24 protein-coding genes are annotated in these 20,009 nt (G+C 56.1%); all 24 read left to right on the top strand.

The genetic code is table 11. The features are described 5' to 3' along the window. Positions 1-36: 36 nt before the first annotated feature. The gene (locus tag BEB42_RS21845; protein WP_001353617.1) at positions 37-759 is read left to right on the top strand and encodes a beta-ketoacyl synthase chain length factor; all 723 of its coding nucleotides are present in this window, start codon (positions 37-39) and stop codon (positions 757-759) included. Beyond that, positions 756-1,577, top strand: coding sequence for a lysophospholipid acyltransferase family protein (locus BEB42_RS21850; protein WP_001353616.1), 822 nt, complete (start codon positions 756-758; stop codon positions 1,575-1,577). The genes BEB42_RS21845 and BEB42_RS21850 overlap by 4 nt, the downstream gene beginning before the upstream one ends. Then, positions 1,552-1,809, top strand: a complete 258-nt coding sequence (locus tag BEB42_RS21855) for a phosphopantetheine-binding protein (RefSeq protein WP_001148681.1) — start codon at positions 1,552-1,554, stop codon at positions 1,807-1,809. The genes BEB42_RS21850 and BEB42_RS21855 overlap by 26 nt, the downstream gene beginning before the upstream one ends. An 11-nt stretch (positions 1,810-1,820) precedes the next feature. Then, positions 1,821-2,072, top strand: a complete 252-nt coding sequence (locus tag BEB42_RS21860) for an acyl carrier protein (RefSeq protein ID WP_000139646.1) — start codon at positions 1,821-1,823, stop codon at positions 2,070-2,072. Positions 2,073-2,076: 4 nt separating this feature from the next. Continuing rightward, on the top strand, positions 2,077-2,658 hold the full coding sequence (locus tag BEB42_RS21865) for a hypothetical protein (RefSeq protein WP_000014364.1): 582 nt from the start codon (positions 2,077-2,079) through the stop codon (positions 2,656-2,658). Beyond that, on the top strand, positions 2,655-4,016 hold the full coding sequence (locus BEB42_RS21870) for an AMP-binding protein (protein ID WP_000815062.1): 1,362 nt from the start codon (positions 2,655-2,657) through the stop codon (positions 4,014-4,016). The genes BEB42_RS21865 and BEB42_RS21870 overlap by 4 nt, the downstream gene beginning before the upstream one ends. After that, positions 4,003-4,356, top strand: coding sequence for an ApeI family dehydratase (locus BEB42_RS21875; protein WP_001353615.1), 354 nt, complete (start codon positions 4,003-4,005; stop codon positions 4,354-4,356). Before BEB42_RS21870 ends, BEB42_RS21875 begins: the two co-directional genes overlap by 14 nt. After that, the gene (locus tag BEB42_RS21880) at positions 4,347-6,023 is read left to right on the top strand and encodes a glycosyltransferase family 2 protein (RefSeq protein WP_000115626.1); all 1,677 of its coding nucleotides are present in this window, start codon (positions 4,347-4,349) and stop codon (positions 6,021-6,023) included. Before BEB42_RS21875 ends, BEB42_RS21880 begins: the two co-directional genes overlap by 10 nt. 3 nt (positions 6,024-6,026) lie before the next feature. Beyond that, the gene (locus tag BEB42_RS21885; RefSeq protein WP_000930889.1) at positions 6,027-6,449 is read left to right on the top strand and encodes an acyl-CoA thioesterase; all 423 of its coding nucleotides are present in this window, start codon (positions 6,027-6,029) and stop codon (positions 6,447-6,449) included. Beyond that, entirely contained in the window at positions 6,446-7,051 is a 606-nt protein-coding gene (locus BEB42_RS21890; RefSeq protein ID WP_000670564.1) for a LolA family protein, read from the top strand. Before BEB42_RS21885 ends, BEB42_RS21890 begins: the two co-directional genes overlap by 4 nt. Next, positions 7,020-9,335 carry an MMPL family transporter gene (locus BEB42_RS21895; RefSeq protein ID WP_000180180.1) on the top strand — a complete coding sequence of 772 codons (2,316 nt, stop codon included), beginning with the start codon at positions 7,020-7,022 and terminating at the stop codon, positions 9,333-9,335. The genes BEB42_RS21890 and BEB42_RS21895 overlap by 32 nt, the downstream gene beginning before the upstream one ends. Beyond that, complete coding sequence (locus tag BEB42_RS21900; RefSeq protein WP_000595148.1) at positions 9,332-9,916, top strand: DUF3261 domain-containing protein; 585 nt, start codon at positions 9,332-9,334, stop codon at positions 9,914-9,916. The genes BEB42_RS21895 and BEB42_RS21900 overlap by 4 nt, the downstream gene beginning before the upstream one ends. Position 9,917: 1 nt before the next feature. Then, a complete protein-coding gene (locus BEB42_RS21905) occupies positions 9,918-11,087 on the top strand; it encodes a beta-ketoacyl-[acyl-carrier-protein] synthase family protein (protein ID WP_001353614.1) in 1,170 nt (389 codons plus the stop codon). After that, complete coding sequence (locus BEB42_RS21910; protein ID WP_000020251.1) at positions 11,084-11,548, top strand: ApeP family dehydratase; 465 nt, start codon at positions 11,084-11,086, stop codon at positions 11,546-11,548. The genes BEB42_RS21905 and BEB42_RS21910 overlap by 4 nt, the downstream gene beginning before the upstream one ends. Further along, positions 11,548-12,279, top strand: coding sequence for a 3-ketoacyl-ACP reductase FabG2 (locus BEB42_RS21915; RefSeq protein WP_000091667.1), 732 nt, complete (start codon positions 11,548-11,550; stop codon positions 12,277-12,279). The genes BEB42_RS21910 and BEB42_RS21915 overlap by 1 nt, the downstream gene beginning before the upstream one ends. Next, positions 12,276-13,505 (top strand): beta-ketoacyl-ACP synthase, encoded by a 1,230-nt coding sequence (locus BEB42_RS21920; RefSeq protein ID WP_000198467.1) that lies wholly within the window; start codon positions 12,276-12,278, stop codon positions 13,503-13,505. Before BEB42_RS21915 ends, BEB42_RS21920 begins: the two co-directional genes overlap by 4 nt. A 1-nt stretch (position 13,506) precedes the next feature. Beyond that, positions 13,507-14,094, top strand: coding sequence for a 4'-phosphopantetheinyl transferase AcpT (gene acpT, locus BEB42_RS21925; protein WP_105267558.1), 588 nt, complete (start codon positions 13,507-13,509; stop codon positions 14,092-14,094). A gap of 110 nt (positions 14,095-14,204) precedes the next feature. Then, complete coding sequence (gene nikA / locus BEB42_RS21930) at positions 14,205-15,779, top strand: nickel ABC transporter substrate-binding protein (protein ID WP_000953384.1); 1,575 nt, start codon at positions 14,205-14,207, stop codon at positions 15,777-15,779. After that, positions 15,779-16,723: a nickel ABC transporter permease subunit NikB gene (gene nikB, locus BEB42_RS21935; RefSeq protein ID WP_000947081.1), complete on the top strand. Its 945-nt coding sequence runs from the start codon at positions 15,779-15,781 to the stop codon at positions 16,721-16,723. The genes nikA and nikB overlap by 1 nt, the downstream gene beginning before the upstream one ends. Next, complete coding sequence (nikC, locus tag BEB42_RS21940) at positions 16,720-17,553, top strand: nickel ABC transporter permease subunit NikC (RefSeq protein WP_001008971.1); 834 nt, start codon at positions 16,720-16,722, stop codon at positions 17,551-17,553. Before nikB ends, nikC begins: the two co-directional genes overlap by 4 nt. After that, the gene (nikD, locus tag BEB42_RS21945) at positions 17,553-18,317 is read left to right on the top strand and encodes a nickel import ATP-binding protein NikD (RefSeq protein WP_001136245.1); all 765 of its coding nucleotides are present in this window, start codon (positions 17,553-17,555) and stop codon (positions 18,315-18,317) included. Before nikC ends, nikD begins: the two co-directional genes overlap by 1 nt. Then, a complete protein-coding gene (nikE, locus tag BEB42_RS21950) occupies positions 18,314-19,120 on the top strand; it encodes a nickel import ATP-binding protein NikE (RefSeq protein WP_074497160.1) in 807 nt (268 codons plus the stop codon). The genes nikD and nikE overlap by 4 nt, the downstream gene beginning before the upstream one ends. Positions 19,121-19,124: 4 nt before the next feature. Beyond that, the gene (nikR, locus tag BEB42_RS21955) at positions 19,125-19,526 is read left to right on the top strand and encodes a nickel-responsive transcriptional regulator NikR (RefSeq protein ID WP_001190062.1); all 402 of its coding nucleotides are present in this window, start codon (positions 19,125-19,127) and stop codon (positions 19,524-19,526) included. Positions 19,527-19,728: 202 nt separating this feature from the next. Then, a partial coding sequence (locus tag BEB42_RS21960; RefSeq protein ID WP_201798036.1) for a DUF6531 domain-containing protein occupies positions 19,729-20,009 on the top strand: 281 nt, incomplete at its 3' end.

A 20,009-nucleotide genomic window follows, 5' to 3' on the forward strand; every position in this document is an offset into this window, starting at 1 on the left:
CACTTAATAATTTTGGTTTACCGCGGGCGCGCGTTGATGAAATTTACATTAAATATTACCGACTGGCAGGCACTGGCGCCTGGACTTAGCGAAGCGCAGCAATGGCAAGCATGGTCGCGCCAGCCGTGGGCGATTGACCCTGCCGCGCCGTTGGCAAAATTAAGTGAACTGCCAATGATGACCGCCCGCCGCCTCAGTTCAGGCAGCAAACTGGCTGTTGAATGCGGCCTGGCAATGCTACGCCGCCATCAGCCAGACGCCGTTTTGTATACCAGTCGTCATGGCGAACTGGAGCGCAATTACCGCATTGTTCATGCACTGGCAACTGAACAGGCGCTTTCCCCCACCGACTTTGCACTTTCAGTACACAACTCTTCCGTGGGTAACCTGACCATTGCGGCCAAACAGCCGATCGTTTCGTCATCGCTTTCGGCTGGTCGCGACACTTTCCAGCAAGGTTTGAGTGAAGTGCTTAGCCTGCTACAAGCGGGATACCAGCGTGTGTTGATGGTCGATTTTGATGGCTTTCTACCTGAGTTCTATCATCCGCAGCTCCCAGCAGAAATGCCGACCTGGCCATATGCTGTTGCGCTGGTGATTGAAGCTGGCGATGAGTGGCAATGTGAAACACAGCCAGCCATTGCGGGCAATGAAACAACACTGCCGCAAAGCATGTTGTTTTTACAGCACTATTTACAAAATTCAGATACTTTTTCACTTCCTGGCGAGCGCGTACAGTGGCGCTGGAGCCGTGGATGAGTAATCTGATGTCACGCCTGGAATGGACATGGCGACTGGTTATGACCGGGTTGTGTTTTGCCCTGTTTGGCCTCGGCGGACTACTGCTCTCTGTGGTGTGGTTTAACGTATTGTTAGTTTTGGTGTGGGATACTTCCCGCCGCCGTCGTTTGGCGCGTCGCAGCATTGCCGCCAGTTTTCGTCTGTTTTTAACAGTCGCAAAAGGGCTTGGCGTGCTGGATTATCGGATTGATGGGGCTGAAATTTTACGTCAGGAACGCGGTTGCCTCGTCGTAGCCAATCATCCTACGCTTATCGATTACGTACTACTGGCATCAGTCATGCCAGAAACTGACTGCCTGGTAAAAAGCGCGCTGTTAAAAAATCCTTTTCTTGGCGGCGTCGTGCGGGCGGCAGATTATTTAATCAACAGCGAAGCTGAAACTCTCTTACCCCGTTGCCAACAGCGACTGGCACAGGGCGACACTATCTTGATTTTCCCCGAAGGCACGCGGACGAAGCCTGGTGAAAAAATGACGTTACAGCGCGGTGCGGCGAATATTGCCGTGCGCTGCGCCAGCGATTTACGCATCGTGACGATCGGCTGTAGCGAGCATCTGCTGGATAAACAAAGTAAATGGTATGACGTTCCACCTGCCAGGCCACTTTTTACGGTTGAAGTCCATGGTCGGGTTGAAATCAATAAATTTTACGATGCAACTTCACAAGAACCGGCGCTGGCAGCAAGGCAGTTAAACCGGCATCTTTTGCTTCAATTACGACAAGGTTGTTTACCTCTCTCAGGAATAAATAATGCAAGCGCTTTATCTGGAAATTAAAAATCTCATCATCAGCACCCTCAATCTGGACGAGTTGGCTCCTGATGATATCGATACCGACGCGCCACTGTTTGGCGACGGTTTAGGGCTGGACTCTATCGATGCCCTGGAACTGGGGCTGGCAGTGAAAAATGAATATGGCGTTGTACTTTCTGCGGAAAGTGAAGAGATGCGTCAGCACTTTTTCTCTGTCGCCACTCTGGCCTCTTTTATTGCTGCACAACGTGCCTGAGGAAAGCCATCATGACAGAACAACAAACCGTCTATCAGGAAGTCTCAGCTCTGCTGGTTAAGCTGTTTGAAATCGATCCGCAGGACATCAAACCTGAAGCGCGCCTGTACGAAGATTTGGAGCTGGACAGCATCGACGCCGTTGACATGATTGTGCACCTGCAAAAGAAAACCGGTAAGAAAATCAAGCCGGAAGAGTTTAAAGCAGTGCGTACAGTCCAGGATGTCGTAGAGGCCGTAGAACGCCTGCTACAAGAAGCCTGATCTGATGTCGGGCATTCGCTCGCTACCGATTATTAAACTGCTGACTGGATTATTGCTGCTCGCCTGGCCGTTTGTGATTTGGCTTGGTTTGGCACATAACGGCCTGCACTGGCTGTTGCCGCTGATGGCGCTGCTGCTTTTATTGCGCCTGCGCCAGACTCGTTGCCAGGCCGGGCCGCTACAAGCCGTCACACAAATCGTCGCTGTTGTGGGTATCGCCTTGTGTGTTGCCAGCTTTCTGTTGAAAACGCACCAGCTACTGCTGTTTTACCCGGTAGTGGTTAACGCGGTAATGCTGGCGGTTTTTGGCGGTTCGCTGTGGTCGGCAATGCCAATTGTTGAGCGGCTGGCGCGTTTGCAGGAGCCAGACCTCCCGGAAAAGGGCGTGCGCTATACCCGCCACGTCACGCAAATCTGGTGCGGCTTTTTCATCATCAACGGCGGAATTGCCCTCTTTACCGCGCTGCATGGCGATATGTCGTTATGGACTGCCTGGAACGGCATGATTGCTTATTTGTTGATGGGGACGTTAATGGCTGGTGAATGGCTGGTGCGCCGTCAGGTGATGAAAAGAGATCGCTCATGAAGCAGACCTTACCGCTTGCACGCTGGCTGACTGCGCCACGCTCTGATGACACGCCCATTGCGTGGCTGGACGAAAGCACCTGGACGCTGGGCGATTTGCGTCACGATGTCTCGCAACTTATCTGCCGTTTACAGCAACAACCAGGTGAACGCTGGGCGCTGTGCTTTGAGGACTGCTATCTGTTTATCGTTGCCCTGCTCGCCACGCTACACGCCGGAAAAACACCGGTGCTTCCGGGGCATAACCGCGTCATCCAGCTTAACGAGCAACGTGAACTGTTCGATGGTGTGCTTAGCGACAGCGAACTTAACTGGCAAGGTTCATTGCTGTTGGTAGCAAGCTCCCCACAAGTCGCGACACAATCATTCACCTTTGCCGCTATAGTGCCAGACGCTTATATCGAGCTGTTTACCTCTGGTTCCACAGGGCAGCCGAAGCGGGTGATTAAACCTGTTCGTTTGTTGGACCGTGAAGCAGAACTGCTGGCTGAACGATTAGGCGCACGTCTTGCCGGATGTCGTGTCGTCGGTTCCGTATTGCCGCAGCATTTGTACGGCCTGACTTTTCGCGTTTTCCTGCCAATGGCGCTGGGATTACCGCTGCACGCCGCCATGCTCTGGTATGTCGAACAGTTTGCCGCATTGAGTCACCAGCATCGCTATATCTTCATCAGCAGCCCGGCATTTTTGAAACGGCTGGATACCCAGCTTTCTCCGCCGCCCGTTCAGGTGCTTCTCTCTGCTGGCGGTGAGCTGCCGTGGCAGGACGTACAATATACCGCGAGCTGGCTGCGCGTCTGGCCTGATGAAATCTACGGCAGCACGGAAACCGGCGTCATCGCCTGGCGTTACCGCGAACAAGAGCAACGCCGCTGGCGGCCCTTTCCAGGTATGCAGTTCCAGGCCGAAGATGATGCCTTTCGTCTCTTTTCACCTCTGATGGAGGAAGATAGCGGCCTGTTACTCGACGATATCTTGCAGTTTAGCGAAGACGGCCAGTTCCATCTGATGGGGCGTCGCGGACGCATCGTTAAGATTGAAGAAAAACGCATTTCACTCCAGGAAGTAGAACAACGTCTGCTGGCGCTGGACGGTATTCACGAGGCGGCGGCAGTTCCCGTTACGCGCGGCGGGCGTCAGAGTATTGGCGTTTTGCTGGTGCTGGATGACGAAGCTCGCCTGCAATGGCAAAACGGCGGCGGGCACAGCCAGGAAATGGCCTGGCGGCGATTACTGCGCCCGACGCTGGAGCCAGTTGCTATTCCGCGTTACTGGCGCGTTATTGATGAAATGCCAGTAAACAGTATGAACAAGCGTGTCTATGCGCAATTACAGGAGTTATTTCATGAAGCCCCATGAAATCGAGCGCCATCAGGCACAAGTGAATCACCTTGAGATTGTTTTGCATCTCAGGGCAGATCTGTTCTGGTTTCGCGGTCATTTTGCCGTACAACCATTACTCCCCGGCGTGGCACAAATCGACTGGGCGATGAGTTACGCGCTTGCCCTGCTCGCGCCCGGTTGGCGTTTTCACTCCATTCAGAACATCAAATTCCAGGCCCCATTGCTGCCGGATAACCGCGTCACACTCACGCTTAGCTGGCAGGAAGAACGCCAGACTCTGAGCTTTAGTTATCAGCGTCACGACGGTGACGCCCGCCACACCGCCAGTAGCGGGAAGATCCGCCTATGTCGGTAAACTTTTCTCCCTGCGTGTTGATCCCCTGCTACAACCACGGCGCAATGATGCCGGGCGTGCTGGCGCGTCTTAAGCCATTTAATCTGCCCTGTATTGTGGTGGATGACGGCAGCGATGCCGCCACGCAACAGCAACTGGATAATCTGGTTGCCGAACAGCCTGGCGTGACATTAATTCGCCTGGCAGAAAACGCAGGCAAAGGCGCGGCGGTAATGCGCGGCTTACAGGCAGCGGCAGACGCGGGGTTCAGCCATGCGGTACAGGTGGATGCTGACGGTCAGCACGCGATTGAAGATATCCCCAAACTGCTGGCACTCGCTGAACAACACCCTGCGGCACTGATCTCCGGCCAGCCAATTTACGATGACTCCATCCCCCGCTCACGGCTGTACGGGCGCTGGGTCACCCACGTCTGGGTGTGGATCGAAACGCTCTCCCTGCAACTGAAAGACAGCATGTGCGGCTTTCGCGTTTATCCGGTTGCGCCAACGCTGCAACTGGCAAAACACGCCACCATCGGCAAGCGGATGGATTTCGACACCGAAGTGATGGTGCGCCTCTACTGGCAGGGAAATACCAGTTATTTCGTGCCGACCCGCGTCACCTATCCGCTGGACGGGCTTTCGCACTTTGATGCCCTGAAAGATAACGTCCGCATCTCGCTCATGCACACGCGCCTGTTTTTCGGCATGTTGCCGCGTATTCCTTCGCTGCTGATGCGCCACTCTTCCAGCCACTGGGCGCGGCAGAGCGAAGTGAAAGGATTATGGGGAATGCGCCTGATGCTGCTGGTCTGGCGCCTGCTGGGAAGAACGGCGTTTACCGCGCTGCTTTACCCGGTGGTGGGCGTCTACTGGCTCACCGCCAGCCGGGCGCGCAAAGCGTCGCAAGACTGGCTCACCCGTGTGCGCCAGCATCAACCACAGGCAGCAAAACTCAACAGCTATCAGCACTTTCTACGTTTCGGCAACGCCATGCTCGACAAAATCGCCAGCTGGCGCGGCGAGCTACAACTCGGGCGTGATGTGCTGTTTGCACCAGGCGCAGAAGCGGCACTTAACGTCAGCGATCCGCGAGGCAAATTGCTGCTGGCATCGCATCTTGGCGATGTGGAAGTGTGCCGGGCGCTGGCAAAAATTCAGGGCTACAAAACCATTAACGCGCTGGTGTTTAGCAAAAACGCCCAACGCTTTAAACAGATAATGCAGGAGATGGCTCCTCAGGCAGGCATTAACCTGATGCCGGTAACAGATATCGGCCCGGAAACCGCCATCCTGCTGAAAGAGAAGCTGGATAACGGCGAATGGGTGGCGATTGTCGGTGACCGTATCGCTGTCAACCCGCAACGCGGCGGCGACTGGCGCGTCTGCTGGAGTCCGTTTATGGGCCAGCCTGCGCCCTTCCCACAGGGGCCGTTTATTCTCGCCTCTATTTTGCGCTGCCCGGTGAATCTGATTTTCGCCCTGCGCCAGCACGGCAAGCTGCATATTCACTGCGAAACCTTTGCCGACCCGCTGCTGTTGCCGCGTGGCGAACGCCAGCAGGCGCTGCAAAACGCTATCGATCATTACGCCGCGCGTCTGGAACATCACGCGCTCCAGTCGCCCCTCGACTGGTTTAATTTTTTCGATTTCTGGCAACTGCCGGAAGTCCAGGACAAGGAGTAAAGGGTGCTTAACGATCCCCGATTTACCGCTGAAGTCGAGCTGATCATTCCATTTCACGACGTCGATATGATGGGCGTGGCCTGGCACGGTAACTATTTTCGCTACTTTGAAGTGGCCCGCGAGGCGCTGCTCAACCAGTTCAATTACGGCTATCGGCAGATGAAAGAGTCGGGTTATTTGTGGCCAGTGGTCGATGCGCGGGTGAAATATCGCCACGCCCTCACCTTTGAGCAACGCATCCGCGTGCGTGCGCATATCGAAGAGTTCGAAAACCGCCTGCGAATTGGCTATCAGATTTTCGATGCCGAAACGGGCAAACGCGCCACCACCGGATACACCATTCAGGTCGCGGTCGACGAGCAAAGCCGCGAACTGTGCTTTGTCAGCCCCGATATTCTGTTTGAACGCATGGGAGTCAAACCATGAAATTTTTACCGCTGCTGGCGCTGCTGATTAGCCCGTTTGTGAGCGCCCTGACCCTGGACGATCTTCAGCAACGCTTTACCGAACAGCCGGTAATCCGCGCCCATTTTGATCAAACCCGGACGATTAAAGATCTGCCGCAGCCGCTGCGATCTCAGGGCCAGATGTTGATCGCCCGCGACCAGGGGTTATTGTGGGATCAAACCTCACCATTTCCCATGCAGCTATTGCTGGACGATAAACGCATGGTGCAGGTGATCAACGGTCAGCCGCCACAAATCATCACGGCAGAAAATAACCCGCAGATGTTCCAGTTTAACCACCTGCTGCGCGCGCTGTTCCAGGCCGATCGCAAAGTGCTGGAACAAAACTTCCGCGTCGAATTTGCTGACAAAGGCGAAGGCCGCTGGACGCTGCGCCTGACGCCGACCACCACGCCGCTGGATAAAATTTTCAATACCATCGATCTCGCCGGGCAAACCTATCTGGAGAGCATTCAGCTTAATGATAAACAGGGCGATCGCACCGATATCGCTCTTACCCAACATCAACTGACGCCAGCGCAACTGACCGATGACGAACGCCAACGTTTTGCCGCCCAGTAAACGCCCGGCGCTGTTATGGGGGATCATCTGCCTGGTCATGGCGGCGGCGTTGCTGATCCTGCTGCCGCAATCACGACTGAACAGTAGCGTGCTGGCTATGTTACCCAAACAGGCGATGGGCGATATTCCCCCGGCGCTGAATGACGGCTTTATGCAGCGTCTGGACCGCCAACTGGTGTGGCTGGTCAGCCCCGGTAAAGAGGCTAATCCCAGTGTGGCTCAGGAATGGCTGACGCTGCTGCAAAAATCCGCTGCGCTCGGCGACGTTAAAGGGCCAATGGCTGCCGCCAGCCAGCAAGCGTGGGGAGCGTTTTTCTGGCAGCATCGCAACGGCCTGATTGACCCCGACACCCGCACGCGCCTGCAAAACGGCGGCGAAGCGCAGGCGCAGTGGATCCTCTCCCAGCTTTATTCTGCGTTCTCCGGGGTAAGCGGTAAGGAGCTGCAAAATGATCCGCTGATGTTAATGCGCGGCTCGCAGCTGGCGATGGCGAAAAATGGCCAGCGTTTGCGGCTGATGGACGGCTGGCTGGTGACACAGGATCCCCAGGGCAACTACTGGTATCTGCTGCACGGAGAACTGGCGGGATCGTCGTTTGATATGCAGCAAACCCACCAGCTCATCACCACCCTGAATACGCTGGAAAAGGATCTGAAAACGCGTTACCCGCAGGCGCAGTTGCTCTCGCGCGGCACGGTGTTTTACAGCGATTACGCCAGTCAACAGGCGAAGCAGGATATCTCAACCCTGGGCGTGGCAACGCTGCTGGGGGTGATATTACTGATTGTGGCGGTGTTCCGCTCTTTACGCCCGTTGCTGCTTTGCGTGATTTCCATCGGCATTGGCGCGCTGGCGGGAACGGTCGCCACCTTGTTGATTTTCGGTGAATTACACCTGATGACGCTGGTGATGAGCATGAGCGTTATCGGCATTTCCGCTGACTACACGCTCTATTACCTCACTGAACGGATGGTGCACGGCAATGACGTTTCGCCGTGGCAAAGCCTGGCGAAAGTGCGCAATGCCTTGCTACTGGCGCTGCTCACCACCGTGGCGGCGTATCTGATTATGATGCTCGCCCCCTTCCCCGGCATTCGCCAGATGGCGATTTTTGCCGCCGTCGGGTTGAGCGCCTCCTGTCTGACCGTTCTGTTCTGGCATCCGTGGCTGTGCCGTGGCCTGCCGGTGCGTCCGGTTCCGGCGATGGCACTGATGCTGCGCTGGCTGGCTGCGTGGCGGCGTAATAAAAAACTGTCGCGGGGTCTGCCCGTCGCGCTGGCGCTGTTTTCGCTGGCGGGGATGTCAATGCTGCGCGTCGATGACGATATCTCGCAGTTACAGGCACTGCCGCAGCATATTCTGGCGCAGGAAAAAGCCATTACCGCCCTGACCGGACAAAGCGTCGATCAAAAATGGTTTGTGGTTTACGGCGATTCCCCACAGCAAACATTGCGGCGGCTGGAGACATTTACCGCCTCGCTGGAGAATGCGAAAAAAGACGGTCTTATCAGCAACTACCGCACTATCCCGCTGAACTCCCTGGCGCGGCAGGAGGAAGATTTACATCTGCTGAAAACGGCTGCCCCGACGGTAACAAAAGCGCTGCAAAATGCCGGACTGACGGCGCTGAAACCAGATCTCAACGCCATGCCAGTGAAGGTCGATGAATGGCTGGCAAGCCCCGCCAGTGAAGGCTGGCGTCTGCTGTGGCTGACGCTGGAAAACGGCACAAGCGGCGTACTGGTGCCGGTTGAAGGGGTTAAAAGTAGCGCGTTGTTGCAGGAAACAGCCAGCTATTACCAGGGCATTGCCTGGGTTGATCGCAAAAACACTTTTGATGAATTGTTCGCACTTTACCGCTACATCTTAACCGGTTTGTTGCTGGTGGCGCTGGCAGTGATTGCCTGCGGCGCAGTGGCCCGCCTCGGCTGGCGCAAAGGGCTTATCAGTCTGGTGCCTTCGGTGCTTTCGCTGGGCTGCGGTCTGGCAGTGCTGGCGATGAGCGGGCAGGCGGTGAATCTCTTTTCGCTGCTGGCGCTGGTGCTGGTGCTTGGCATCGGCATCAACTACACGCTGTTTTTCAGTAATCCACGCGGTACACCGTTAACTTCCCTACTGGCGATCACGCTGGCAATGCTCACCACCTTGCTAACGCTGGGAATGCTGGTATTCAGTGCCACTCAGGCCATCAGCAGTTTTGGCATTGTGCTGGTGAGCGGTATTTTCACCGCCTTCCTGCTTTCGCCGCTGGCTATGCCCGATAAAAAGAGAACAAAAAAATGATCAAACCCACCTTTTGGCGGGCATTCGCCCTGACCGCTACGCTTATCCTCACCGGCTGTAGCCACTCGCAACCGGAACAGGAAGGACGCCCGCAGGCGTGGCTGCAACCTGGCACACGCATCACGCTGCCTGCACCGGGGATATCGCCCGCCGTCAATTCCCAACAACTGTTGACTGGCAGCTTCAACGGCAAAACCCAGTCGCTGTTGGTGATGCTTAATGCCGACGACCAGAAAATCACCCTTGCCGGACTGTCATCAGTCGGCATTCGTCTGTTTCTGGTGACCTACGATGCGCAAGGGCTACGCGCCGAGCAATCCATCGTCGTGCCACAGTTGCCGCCAGCAAGTCAGGTGCTGGCTGACGTAATGCTCAGCCACTGGCCGATTAGCGCCTGGCAGCCGCAACTCCCCGCTGGATGGACGCTTCGCGACAACGGTGACAAACGCGAACTGCGTAACGCCAGCGGCAAACTAGTCACAGAAATCACCTATTTGAATCGAAAGGGCAAACGCGTCCCAATCAGCATTGAGCAGCATGTATTTAAATACCACATCACCATTCAATACTTAGGTGACTAATATGATTTATATTTCCGCCGTTGGCATGATCAACGCCCTGGGAAATAATCTTGATGAGATCGCAGCCAACCTGACTCGCGGTGTTGCTCCCGGAATGCGCCCACGCGCAGGCTGGTTGCAGGGGCATCCGCAGACGGTCCTGGCTGGCGTGGATGGCGAGCTTCCGCTTATCCCGGAAAAATTCGCTGCGCACCGCTCGCGCAACAATCAGATCCTGCTGGCGGCGCTGGCGCAGATCCAGCCGCAGGTTGATGACGCCATCGCAAAATATGGCCGCGAGCGCATTGCGATTGTGCTTGGCACCAGCACCTCCGGCCTGCATGAAGGCGACACGCACGTTAACCTGCGCACCCACGGGCAGCCAAGCACCACATGGCACTACGCGCAGCAGGAACTCGGCGATCCGTCGCGTTTTCTCAGCCACTGGCTGGCGCTCGACGGCCCGGCATATACTCTTTCAACCGCCTGCTCTTCCAGCGCCAGAGCGATGATCAGCGGGCGCAGGCTTATCGAAGCGGGGCTGGTCGATGCCGCCATTGTGGGTGGTGCAGACACCCTGAGCCGGATGCCAATTAACGGTTTTCACAGCCTCGAATCGCTGTCGCCAACCTTATGTCAGCCGTTTGGTCGTGACCGTGCGGGCATCACCATTGGCGAAGGCGCGGGGCTAATGCTGCTGACCCGTGAACCGCAGCCCATCGCGTTACTGGGCATTGGTGAATCAAGCGACGCTTACCATATTTCGGCCCCGCATCCGCAGGGCGAAGGGGCAATCCGCGCTATTAACCAGGCGCTGACCGATGCGCAGCTTACGCCAGATGACGTCGGCTATATCAACCTGCACGGCACCGCCACACAACTCAACGATCAGATTGAATCAATAGTGGTTAACGCCCTGTTTGGCGAACGCGTACCGTGCAGCTCCACCAAACATTTGACCGGACACACGCTGGGCGCGGCGGGCATTACCGAGGCGGCAATCAGTATGTTGATCTTACAGCGTGATTTACCGCTGCCCGCTCAGGACTTCAGCCTGTCGCCACGCGATCCCACGCTGCCACCGTGCGGCATTATCGAAAAACCACAGCCGCTGGCACGTCCGGTGATCCTGTCCAATTCCTTCGCCTTTGGCGGCAATAACGCCAGCATTCTGCTCGGGAGGGTTTCGTGAGCCACTATTTATCACCCGGCGCTTATCTGCCCCACGATGCGCCCATGTTGCTGCTGGAAGAAGTGGTGAGCGTCAGCGATGACAGCGCCGTGTGCCGCGTGACGGTTTCGCCCAGTGGTGTACTGGCACCGTTTCTCGACCCGGACGGCAATCTCCCTGGCTGGTTTGCCCTTGAACTGATGGCGCAAACCGTCGGCGTCTGGTCTGGCTGGCATCGCCACCAGCAGGGCAAAAACAGTATTGAGTTAGGGATGGTACTGGGCGCGCGTGAATTGCTTTGCGCCGCTGGCATTCTGCCCGCAGGCCAGACGCTGACCATTACCGTCAAACTGCTGATGCAAGATGAACGCTTCGGCAGTTTTGAGTGCAGCATCAACGACAGCGAGGCAACGGGCCGCATTAACACCTTCCAGCCGACTGCGGAAGAACTTACCACCCTGTTTCAACAAGGAGCGTCCTGATGAGTCGTTCAGTTCTGGTTACTGGTGCCAGCAAAGGCATTGGTCGCGCCATCGCCTGCCAACTGGCGGCAGACGGCTTTAATATTGGCGTTCACTATCACCGTGACGCCACAGGCGCTCAGGAAACGCTGAATACCATTGTCGCCAACGGTGGTAACGGGCGTTTGCTCAGTTTCGACGTCGCAAACCGCGAACAGTGTCGGGAAGTGCTGGAGCACGAGATCGCGCAACACGGTGCCTGGTACGGCGTGGTTAGTAACGCCGGGATCGCCCGCGATGCCGCTTTTCCGGCTTTAAGCGATGACGACTGGGATGCGGTGATCCACACCAACCTCGACAGTTTCTACAACGTCATTCAGCCGTGCATTATGCCGATGATCGGCGCACGCCAGGGTGGACGCATCATCACGTTGTCCTCGGTTTCCGGCGTAATGGGCAATCGCGGCCAGGTGAACTACAGCGCTGCCAAAGCCGGAATTATCGGCGCAACAAAAGCACTGGCTATCGAACTCGCGAAGCGCAAAATCACCGTCAATTGCATCGCGCCGGGGCTTATTGATACCGGGATGATCGAAATGGAAGAGAGCGCTCTGAAAGAGGCAATGTCGATGATCCCCATGAAACGCATGGGCCAGGCGGAAGAAGTTGCCGGGCTTGCCAGTTATTTAATGTCTGATATTGCGGGTTACGTCACCCGCCAGGTTATTTCCATCAACGGAGGGATGTTATGACACGTCGCGTAGTGATTACAGGAATGGGTGGCGTGACTGCCTTTGGTGAAAACTGGCAGGACGTTTCCGCGCGTTTGCTGGCGTATGAGAATGCAGTACGCAAAATGCCGGAGTGGCAGGTCTACGATGGTCTGCACACCCTGCTTGGCGCGCCGATTGATGATTTTACGCTACCGGAGCACTACACCCGCAAGCGTATCCGTGCGATGGGCCGCGTGTCGCAAATGTCGACCCGAGCCAGCGAGCTGGCGTTAGAGCAGGCAGGGTTGATTGGCGATCCGATATTAACCAGCGGTGAAACGGGCATTGCGTACGGTTCATCGACCGGCAGTACCGGTCCGGTGAGCGAGTTCGCCACCATGCTGACGGAAAAGCACACGAACAACATCACTGGCACCACCTATGTGCAGATGATGCCGCACACCACCGCCGTTAATACCGGGCTATTTTTTGGCCTGCGCGGACGGGTGATCCCAACCTCCAGCGCCTGTACCTCCGGCAGCCAGGCGATCGGTTATGCGTGGGAAGCCATTCGTCACGGTTATCAAACGGTGATGGTTGCTGGTGGCGCCGAAGAGTTATGCCCTTCAGAAGCGGCGGTATTTGATACGCTTTTCGCCACCAGCCAGCATAATGACGCGCCGAAAACCACCCCTTCACCGTTCGATGAAAACCGCGACGGGCTGGTGATTGGCGAAGGCGCAGGCACGCTGATTCTCGAAGAACTGGAGCACGCCAAAGCGCGCGGCGCGACCATTTACGGTGAAATCGTTGGCTTTGCCACCAACTGCGACGCGGCACATATTACCCAGCCTCAGCGTGAGACCATGCAATATTGTATGGAAAAATCGTTAAAAATCGCCGGGTTAAGTGCAAGTGATATCGGCTATATTTCGGCGCATGGTACGGCGACCGATCGTGGTGATGTGGCAGAAAGTCTGGCGACAGCAACCATTTACGGTGATAATGTGCCGCTCTCCTCGCTGAAAAGTTATTTTGGTCATACGCTTGGTGCCTGTGGCGCGCTCGAAGCCTGGATGAGTCTGCAAATGATGCGAGAAGGCTGGTTTGCGCCTACGCTAAACCTGAATAAACCAGACCCTAACTGTGGCGAGCTGGATTACATCATGCATGAAGCGCGCAAGATTGATTGTGAGTTTTTGCAGAGTAACAACTTTGCCTTTGGCGGCATTAATACATCCATCATCATAAAACGTTGGCCCTGATATGTATCGGATAGTTCTGGGGAAAGTTTCGACCTTAAGCGCAGCTCCACTGCCACCGGCTTTGCGCGAGCAAGCACCGCAAGGCCCACGGCGCGAACGCTGGCTGGCGGGGCGTGCATTGCTTTCACACACGCTTTCCCCGCTACCGGAGATCATCTATGGCGAACAAGGCAAACCTGCATTCGCGCCGGAAACGCCGCTATGGTTCAACTTAAGCCATAGCGGTGACGATATTGCCCTACTGTTGAGCGATGAGGGCGAAGTCGGCTGCGATATCGAAGTGATTCGCCCGCGTGCCAACTGGCGCTGGCTGGCGAACGCGGTGTTCAGCCTCGGAGAACATGCCGAGATGGACGCCGTGCATCCAGATCAGCAACTGGAAATGTTCTGGCGCATCTGGACACGCAAAGAAGCCATCGTTAAACAACGTGGCGGCAGCGCCTGGCAAATCGTCAGCGTAGACATCACCTATCAGTCCTCGCTGTCAGTCAGCCATTGTCAGCTTGAAAATTTAAGTCTGGCGATCTGCACCCCTACTCCCTTTACGCTCACCGCCGACAGTGTGCAATGGATCGATTCAATTAACTGATCAGCCTATCCGACTGCCCATCTATTGATCCAGAACAGGTTATCAGTATGACGAATATTTAAAATCGTCATACTTATTTCCGCCATCTATTTTAATCCATTGGGGTTACCATGCTCTCCACACTCCGCCGCACTCTATTTGCGCTGCTGGCTTGTGCGTCTTTTATCGTCCATGCCGCTGCACCAGATGAAATCACCACCGCCTGGCCGGTGAATGTCGGGCCACTAAACCCGCACCTTTACACACCCAACCAGATGTTCGCCCAGAGCATGGTTTATGAACCACTGGTGAAATATCAGGCAGATGGCTCGGTGAGCCCGTGGCTGGCAAAAAGCTGGACCCATTCAGAAGATGGCAAAACCTGGACCTTCACCCTGCGTGATGATGTGAAATTCTCTAACGGTGAACCGTTTGATGCAGAGGCCGCGGCAGAAAACTTCCGCGCTGTGCTCGACAACCGTCAACGTCACGCCTGGCTGGAGCTGGCAAACCAGATTGTTGATGTCAAAGCTCTCAGTAAAACCGAGCTGCAAATCACCCTGAAAAGCGCCTACTACCCTTTCCTGCAAGAACTGGCCCTGCCCCGTCCTTTCCGCTTTATCGCCCCCTCGCAGTTTAAAAATAATGAAACCATGAACGGGATTAAAGCGCCGATTGGCACCGGGCCGTGGGTTTTGCAGGAATCGAAACTGAATCAATACGATGTCTTCGTCCGTAACGAAAACTACTGGGGCGAAAAGTCGGCGATTAAAAAGATCACTTTTAACGTGATCCCGGACCCGACCACCCGCGCGGTGGCGTTTGAAACCGGCGATATCGATCTGCTATACGGTAATGAAGGGCTATTACCGCTCGATACCTTCGCCCGCTTTAGCCAGAACCCGGCTTACCACACCCAACTGTCACAGCCGATCGAAACCGTGATGCTGGCGCTCAATACTGCAAAAGCCCCCACCAACGAGTTGGCCGTACGTGAAGCTCTCAATTACGCGGTAAACAAAAAATCGCTGATCGATAACGCGTTGTATGGCACCCAGCAGGTCGCCGACACCCTGTTTGCCCCTTCCGTGCCCTATGCCAATCTCGGCCTGAAACCGCGCCAGTACGATCCGCAGAAAGCGAAAGCGTTGCTGGAACAAGCAGGCTGGACGCTGCCCGCAGGCAAAGACATCCGCGAGAAAAATGGTCAGCCGCTGCGCATTGAACTGTCGTTCATCGGCACCGATGCGTTAAGCAAATCAATGGCCGAAATCATTCAGGCTGATATGCGCCAGATTGGCGCGGATGTCACGCTGATCGGCGAAGAAGAGAGCAGTATCTATGCTCGTCAGCGCGACGGTCGTTTTGGCATGATTTTCCACCGTACCTGGGGCGCGCCATACGATCCACACGCCTTCCTGAGTTCAATGCGCGTACCGTCGCACGCTGACTTCCAGGCACAGCAAGGTTTAGCCGACAAGCCACTGATTGATAAAGAGATTGGCGAAGTGCTGGCGACACACGACGAAACACAACGTCAGGCACTGTATCGCGACATTCTGACCCGTCTGCATGACGAGGCGGTTTATCTGCCCATCAGCTATATCTCAATGATGGTGGTTTCAAAACCGGAACTGGGTAACATCCCCTACGCGCCGATCGCCACCGAAATCCCGTTCGAACAAATTAAACCGGTGAAACCTTAATGTTGCGTTATGTATTACGCCGCTTTCTGCTGCTGATCCCGATGGTGCTCGCCGCCTCGGTGATCATTTTTCTGATGCTGCGCCTCGGCACCGGTGACCCTGCGCTCGATTATCTGCGTCTGTCTAACCTGCCGCCGACGCCGGAAATGCTGGCTTCTACCCGCACCATGCTGGGGCTGGATCAGCCGTTGTACGTGCAGTACGGAACCTGGTTGTGGAAAGCGCTGCATCTTGACTTTGGTATCTCATTCGCCAGCCAACGCCCGGTGCTGGACGATATGCTGACCTTCCTACCCGCCACGCTGGAACTGGCGGGCGCGGCGCTAGTGTTAATTCTGCTCACTTCCGTGCCGCTCGGCATCTGGGCGGCGCGCCATCGCGACCGCCTGCCGGATTTCGCCGTGCGTATTATCGCGTTTCTTGGCGTGTCGATGCCTAACTTCTGGTTGGCGTTTTTACTGGTGATGGCATTTTCAGTGTATCTGCAATGGCTGCCCGCGATGGGTTACGGCGGCTGGCAGCATATCATTTTGCCTGCGGTTTCCATCGCTTTTATGTCGCTGGCGATTAACGCGCGTCTGCTGCGCGCCAGTATGCTGGACGTCGCGGGTCAGCGTCATGTGACCTGGGCGCGACTGCGCGGCCTGAACGACAAACAGACCGAACGCCGCCATATCCTGCGCAATGCCTCGCTGCCGATGATCACCGCCGTGGGGATGCACATTGGCGAACTGATTGGCGGGACGATGATTATCGAAAACATCTTTGCCTGGCCGGGCGTCGGGCGCTATGCGGTGTCGGCGATTTTTAACCGTGACTATCCGGTGATCCAATGCTTTACGCTGATGATGGTGGTGGTTTTTGTGGTCTGTAATTTGATTGTCGATTTGCTCAACGCCGCGCTGGACCCGCGCATTCGTCGTCATGAAGGAGCCCACGCGTGAACTTTTTCCTCTCTTCTCGCTGGTCGGTACGCCTGGCGCTCATCATTATCGCCCTGCTGGCACTGATTGCGCTCACCAGCCAGTGGTGGCTGCCATACGATCCCCAGGTCATTGATTTGCCGTCGCGTCTGCTTTCTCCGGATGCACAGCACTGGCTGGGTACCGATCACTTAGGACGCGATATTTTCTCACGGCTGATGGCGGCGACCCGTGTGTCGCTTGGCTCGGTAATGGCCTGCCTGCTGTTAGTGCTGGCGTTAGGGCTGATTATTGGCGGCAGCGCCGGGCTGATTGGCGGGCGCGTTGATCAGGCCACCATGCGTGTGGCGGATATGTTTATGACCTTCCCGACGTCGATTCTGTCGTTCTTTATGGTCGGCGTGCTCGGCACCGGGTTGACCAACGTAATTATCGCCATCGCCCTGTCGCACTGGGCGTGGTACGCGCGCATGGTGCGCAGTCTGGTGATTTCACTGCGCCAGCGCGAGTTTGTGCTGGCATCACGGCTTTCTGGCGCAGGCCATGTGCGGGTGTTTATCGATCATCTGGCGGGCGCGGTGATCCCTTCACTGCTGGTGCTGGCGACGCTGGATATCGGCCATATGATGCTACACGTCGCGGGGATGTCCTTCCTCGGTCTCGGCGTGACCGCCCCGACCGCCGAATGGGGCGTGATGATTAACGATGCACGTCAGTATATCTGGACCCAGCCGCTGCAAATGTTCTGGCCGGGACTGGCGCTGTTTATCAGCGTGATGGCCTTTAACCTGGTGGGTGACGCACTGCGCGATCATCTGGACCCTCATCTGGTGACGGAGCACGCACACTAATGCCGCAACAGATTGAACTACGTAATATCGCGCTACAGGCCGCGCAACCGCTGGTACACGGCGTATCGTTAACCCTGCAACGCGGACGCGTGCTGGCGTTAGTCGGCGGTAGTGGCAGCGGGAAGTCGCTGACCTGCGCTGCGACGCTGGGCATTCTGCCCGCTGGCGTTCGCCAGACGGCGGGGGAAATTTTGGCAGATGGCAAACCGGTTTCTCCCTGCGCACTGCGCGGTATCAAAATTGCCACTATCATGCAGAACCCGCGCAGTGCCTTTAATCCGCTGCACACCATGCACACGCACGCGCGGGAAACTTGCCAGGCACTGGGGAAACCCGCCGATGACGCTACGCTTACCGCTGCCATAGAAGCGGTGGGGCTGGAAAACGCCGCGCGCGTATTGAAGCTGTACCCGTTCGAGATGAGCGGCGGCATGTTGCAGCGCATGATGATTGCGATGGCAGTGCTATGTGAATCACCGTTTATCATCGCCGATGAACCGACCACCGATCTTGATGTAGTAGCGCAAGCACGCATTCTGGATCTGCTGGAAAGCATTATGCAAAAACAAGCGCCGGGAATGCTGCTGGTTACCCATGATATGGGCGTGGTAGCGCGTCTGGCAGACGATGTGGCGGTGATGTCTCACGGTAAGATTGTTGAGCAGGGCGATGTCGAAACGCTGTTTAACGCCCCCAAACATGCGGTAACGCGCAGCCTGGTTTCTGCTCACCTCGCGCTTTATGGTATGGAGCTGGCATCATGACTTTACTTAACGTCTCCGACCTTTCACACCAGTACGCACACGGTGGATTCAGCGGTAAGCATCAGCATCAGGCAGTGCTGAATAACGTTTCCCTGACCCTGAAAAGCGGTGAAACCGTCGCCCTGCTGGGACGCAGCGGCTGCGGAAAAAGTACCCTCGCGCGACTGCTGGTCGGGTTAGAGTCGCCCTCACAAGGGAATATTAGCTGGCGCGGCGAATCGTTGGCAAAGCTCAATCGCGCCCAGCGTAAAGCGTTCCGCCGCGATATTCAGATGGTATTTCAGGACTCCATCAGCGCCGTGAATCCGCGCAAAACCGTGCGCGAGATCCTGCGTGAACCGATGCGCCACCTGCTATCGCTGAAAAAAGCGGAACAACTGGCGCGCGCCAGCGAAATGCTGAAGGCGGTCGATCTTGACGATAACGTGCTCGACAAACGCCCACCGCAGTTAAGCGGCGGTCAGCTCCAGCGCGTCTGCCTGGCTCGCGCGCTGGCGGTCGAACCGAAACTGCTGATTCTGGATGAAGCCGTTTCCAACCTTGATCTCGTGTTACAGGCGGGCGTCATTCGCCTGCTGAAAAAGCTGCAACAGCAGTTTGGCACCGCCTGCCTGTTTATCACCCACGACTTACGTCTGGTGGAGCGCTTCTGTCAGCGGGTGATGGTGATGGATAACGGGCAAATTGTCGAAACCCAGGTGGTGGGAGATAAATTAACCTTTTCCTCTGACGCCGGACGTGTGCTACAAAACGCGGTATTACCCGCATTCCCAGTGCGCCGTCGCGCCACAGAAAAGGTTTAAGTCAATGCAACGAGTCACCATCACCCTTGATGACGATTTACTGGAGACGCTGGACAGCCTGAGCCAGCGTCGTGGTTATAACAACCGTTCCGAAGCTATCCGCGATATTTTGCGTAGCGCTCTGGCGCAAGAGGCCACCCAGCAGCACGGCACACAAGGTTTCGCGGTGCTGTCGTATGTGTATGAACACGAAAAACGCGACTTAGCCAGCCGTATTGTCTCCACGCAGCACCATCACCACGATCTCTCGGTTGCCACGCTGCATGTGCATATCAATCACGACGATTGCCTGGAAATCGCCGTGCTGAAAGGTGACATGGGCGATGTGCAACATTTTGCCGATGACGTTATCGCCCAGCGAGGCGTGCGGCACGGGCATTTGCAGTGCTTGCCGAAGGAAGATTAAGCCTATTATTGGGTCCTTTGGTGAACGATCAACAAAGGGCCACTAGCACACCTGATTCCTCTCTAAATACCCTATCCGAACCTTCTCTTTTGTAACGTTCTAAATATATTCCTAAAAATCTTCAATTCATTGTGACCACAAGTTTTTCTTCGCTTTTTCGTATGAAGATACTGTCATTAAAATAATAGAAAAGGATTTTACGATGAGCGGAAAACCGGCGGCGCGTCAGGGCGATATGACGCAGTATGGCGGTAGCATTGTTCAGGGTTCTGCCGGGGTGCGCATTGGTGCCCCAACCGGTGTGGCCTGTTCGGTGTGCCCCGGCGGGGTGACATCCGGTTATCCGGTCAATCCCCTGCTCGGTGCAAAGGTCCTTCCCGGCGAAACCGACCTTGCCCTGCCCGGACCGCTGCCGTTCATCCTCTCCCGCACCTACAGCAGTTACCGGACAAAAACGCCCGCGCCGGTGGGGAGCCTCGGCCC

The sequence above is a fragment of the Escherichia sp. MOD1-EC5990 genome (assembly GCF_002965285.1).
GTDB lineage: Bacteria > Pseudomonadota > Gammaproteobacteria > Enterobacterales > Enterobacteriaceae > Escherichia > Escherichia coli_F.